Annotated in this window: 3 protein-coding genes and 1 pseudogene; 3 read left to right on the top strand and 1 reads right to left on the bottom strand. The window is 67.6% G+C overall.

The features are described from left to right. Positions 1-362: 362 nt before the first annotated feature. The 3 genes and pseudogenes from DIZ27_RS44840 (at position 363) to DIZ27_RS44830 (ending at position 2029) form a co-directional block, all read left to right on the top strand. Positions 363-758: a hypothetical protein gene (locus DIZ27_RS44840; RefSeq protein WP_109383973.1), complete on the top strand. Its 396-nt coding sequence runs from the start codon at positions 363-365 to the stop codon at positions 756-758. Positions 759-1282: 524 nt separating this feature from the next. Further along, positions 1283-1531, top strand: a pseudogene (locus tag DIZ27_RS44835) (IS6 family transposase); the annotation flags it as partial. 237 nt (positions 1532-1768) lie between these two features. Continuing rightward, complete coding sequence (locus DIZ27_RS44830) at positions 1769-2029, top strand: hypothetical protein (protein ID WP_109383972.1); 261 nt, start codon at positions 1769-1771, stop codon at positions 2027-2029. A 527-nt stretch (positions 2030-2556) separates the two neighbouring features. Here the strand turns inward: DIZ27_RS44830 and DIZ27_RS44825 are convergent. Further along, positions 2557-2790 (bottom strand): hypothetical protein, encoded by a 234-nt coding sequence (locus tag DIZ27_RS44825; protein ID WP_181384045.1) that lies wholly within the window; start codon positions 2788-2790, stop codon positions 2557-2559. Positions 2791-3493: the final 703 nt, after the last annotated feature.

The following is a 3493-nucleotide window of genomic DNA, read 5'->3' as shown; positions in this document are numbered from 1 at the left end:
CCGGGGCAGACCGCACCGCTCGGCCAGTCGGATCGTCGGGACCAGCCCGGCATGCGCGATCAGGTCCGGGTCGTCGAACGCGGCGAACAGCGTCGCCGGGCTGTGGGAGACTTTCACTTACGAGGTGCCTTGCTTCGTGGGATTGATGAGGGCGTAGGAACTCCCATCATCCCAGGTCAGCGGGCACCTCTTCTCATTTCGTCGTCCACAGACCGGCTATCGCGCGGTGGATCCAGGCTGAGGGCCTACAGCTTCTTCAGCTGGATGACATCTGGAGCACTCAGCAACAGGACGAAGACCATTACATCGACCATGAGGACGACCCCGACCGGCAGGCGTCGCTAATTGGTGTCGGGGAGGCGATGATCGAGGTACTCCACAGCATCGCTGGAAAGCGTGACTTCCTGACGCGCGAGTACCCGTCCTTGGCCTACGATGCGGTCTACCAAAATCTCCTTCAATACGGCATTGATGATGACGAGTTGTGGGACCGGATGAAGGCTTCCGCCAAGTACATCACCGACCACGCCGGAGAGGAGGCCGAGCGGATTCAGCAGCAAATGCAAGAACTGGGTCGTGGCGGAATGACCGCGGGTGATCTCAGTCAGCGAATGCGTGGAGCGGTCACTGTTCTGGTGGGAGCGCTCCTGGTCGTTGGCTCCATCGTCACGGCCGTACCTGCTCCCCCCGTCAGCGCGGGGTTTTTGGCGCTCGGCGTGACGATGGTTAACCTCGGCTGGCCAGACCTCGTCGCATAGCTGCCAGAGGTCCCACCCATCCGCCACGTGGGGAGCAGCGGGGCCCGGCGGCACCCGCACGAAGGTTGAGCTGGGGATTCCGGACTTTGCGCTGGACGGCACCGACCACGCCAGCCACAAGGAGTAGGAAAAATGATCCCCCGCTACATCATCTGGCGGAACAAACACGCCGCCGAACGGCTCAGAGGTAGTTGATGTTCGGCATTGAGGTTTCAGTGGTTTGGCGTTCCGCTTTCAGCGCGTCTGAGCCRGTGTTTTGCTGAGGTCACTGAAATGTGCGTGCTGTTTGGGTGCTGAAGGCTGCCGCCGAATCTTGGTGAAGGGTGGGTGATGGGCGTCACTGGTTTGTCAGTTGGGTGGCGTCATGGGGTGTCACTGGTCGCGGACGGTTGAGCTGCGGTTTTTGCGTGGTGCCTGTCGTTTGTGTGGTGATGGTTGATGGCGTTGTGCCGGGCCGGAGGGCGTGTCGTTCGTGTAGGCGGCGTGGTCGGTGTCGGGCTCCGTCGGTGCGTCGTCGCTGGTTGTGTCACCAGGGCTTGAACGACCGGGCGGAGAACTCTCACCAGCCGACGAGGCAGCGGGAACGCGCGATGCAGGGCTTCCGCTCCGTCGGCGGAGCCCCGCGGTTCCTGGTCGCGTTCAGCGGCATCTCACCCCACGTCCGGCCCCGTCGCCACCTGATGGCCGCCGCCCACTACCGCGCGGAGATGACCGTCCGCTTCGCCGTCTGGGATCAGATCACTGGTGCCACCGCCCTGCCCAGCGCGGCCTGAGCGCGGAGTCGGAACCCGGTCCCGCCACACCCGACGCACCGGCACACACTCAACAACGTGACAGCGCCTTCACAGGCCATGCGTCAGTCCCCGCCCTCGGTTCCTCCGGGGGCTTGGTGATGTGTACGGCCGTGCGAGTGGTCAACGGCGGGGTGACGTTATGCGTCGATCTTTTTTGCGTAGCGTCCCCTTCGGTGTCTGGCCCGATCCGGGGCAGAGTAGCGAAATGGAGAACACATGAGGAACGTCCAGAAGATCGCAGTGGTGGCCGCGGCCGCCTGCGGAATCCTCTTCGCCGGCGTCGGCGGGGCCAGCGCCGATGCCCGGGGCGAGGGGGACAACATCCCCGTGCTCAGCAACATCAACACGCTCAACTGGGACGATTCGCCCTTCTGTGGAATTCAGGTCAAGACCAAGGACAGCGAGCAGAAGACGTCCTGTCCGGTAGTGCACAACGAGGGCAGCTCTGACAGCCCCGTCTACATCGTCACCCGCTGAGAACTCACGCGGACAGGCGCGATGGGGCACCCCAGTGGCAGAACAGGCACAGGTTGGGTGACCACGGAGTCGCGACGCTCTGTGATCACCGGGCGTAGCCTCATCCGTCGTGCCTGGATTACCCACCGCTGGGACGATCGCCCCACCCGGCGACCATGACCCCATGCCCGTCCGCGCGGCCGTCCCCCGGCCCGCATCGCCGTTCCCGGCGCCCGGCGTCCCCGCGCCGGGCGCCGGAAACGGCGATGCGGGCCGAGGCAGTTGAGCACGGCGCCGCTGGTGGCCGCGTCGGGACTGGCGCGGCACGGGCTGCGGCACATTGCGCGGGTTCGGGTGGTGCGCGTCGGCGGGGCCGCCGCGCTCACCCGGCCGCTGAGGCGCCCGGAACGCGGGGAGGGAAGGGGCCGGCGGCCAGGGTGCGGCGTCCGGCCGGACGCCGGGGTGCGGGCGCCGGCTTTGTGGCGGCCGGGACGGCGGCGGAGAGGCGCTCGGCGGCGAGTTGGGCGCGTGGCGCCGGGGGCGGGCTGTCATCCGCGTGAGGCGGCTCGGTAGGGGCGGGCCCGGTGCCCAGCGGGCGGCGGTCGGTCATCGCCCGATTCTCCCCGCGCCGGGATCTTCTTCACCGCTCGGTCGGCTGCTCCGGCCCGGCCCAAGGCGTTGACTTCAGCTTCCAGTGCGGCGGCCAGCATCCTTCCTGCGCCCTCCCGGACGATCTCGTCGATCAGGGAGGAGCCATTGGTGGTGGTGCCGTCGTCGCTCACTATGCTGAGCGCGGACGTGCCTTCCCGGCCGGTGCGGCGAACACCGGTTTTGCTCGGTGGCCTATCGATCAATCACCCGGGAAGGTACGTCCTTCCCGGGGCGATCCACAGACATCCGAGCTTGGTAGGAAGTCAAGCCACGGGCACCACAGGTGCCGAGGGCCTGGCGGGAAACGCCTTGCCGGGATCGAACTTCTGCCCGGTCTGTAGGCAGTGGCGAAGGCACCCCTGTGGGTGGTTGCGGATTATCGCCGGGGCCGGCGCCCAGGGCGCGGCGCCCGGTGATTGGGCGTGCGGGCATCGGGTCGCCGGCGGATGGGGTGGTGGGCAGGCGTTCGGCGGCGAGCTGGGCGCGTGGCGCGGGCGGCAGCTCCGCTTCGGTGGCGGTGCGGGTCGGTCCGGTGCCCAGCGGGCGGCGGTCGGTCATGCCGGATTCTCGCCCGGCGCGCGTTGTTCTTCCTCACCGGGATCGCCGTGGGCGGCGGCGGGTTCCAGGGCGCGCGTGTCGTGTACGCCCCTCCACAGCACCCTGCGCTGCTGCGATCGCGGTAGGTGGTAAGGCGGCAGAGCCGGGGAGACAGCTGGGTTGTTGGTGAGGGTGCGGTGTCGGCGACGGCATTCCGGCCGTGATGGTGCGCAGGCGCAGGCCTTCCCTGTGCTTACAGAGCGTCGCAACTCCACGATCACGGAACCTGTGCCTGTC

It is taken from the genome of Streptomyces sp. NWU339, from assembly GCF_003143855.1.
Taxonomy (GTDB): domain Bacteria; phylum Actinomycetota; class Actinomycetes; order Streptomycetales; family Streptomycetaceae; genus Streptomyces.
Note: the sequence above shows the minus strand (reverse complement) of the source record. Positions and strands in the feature narration are given on the sequence as shown.

Coding starts and splice junctions, on each gene's coding strand:
- DIZ27_RS44840 (WP_109383973.1), top strand. CDS start 363: ATGATCGAGGTACTCCACAGCATCGCTGGAAAGCGTGACTTCCTGACG.
- DIZ27_RS44830 (WP_109383972.1), top strand. CDS start 1,769: ATGAGGAACGTCCAGAAGATCGCAGTGGTGGCCGCGGCCGCCTGCGGA.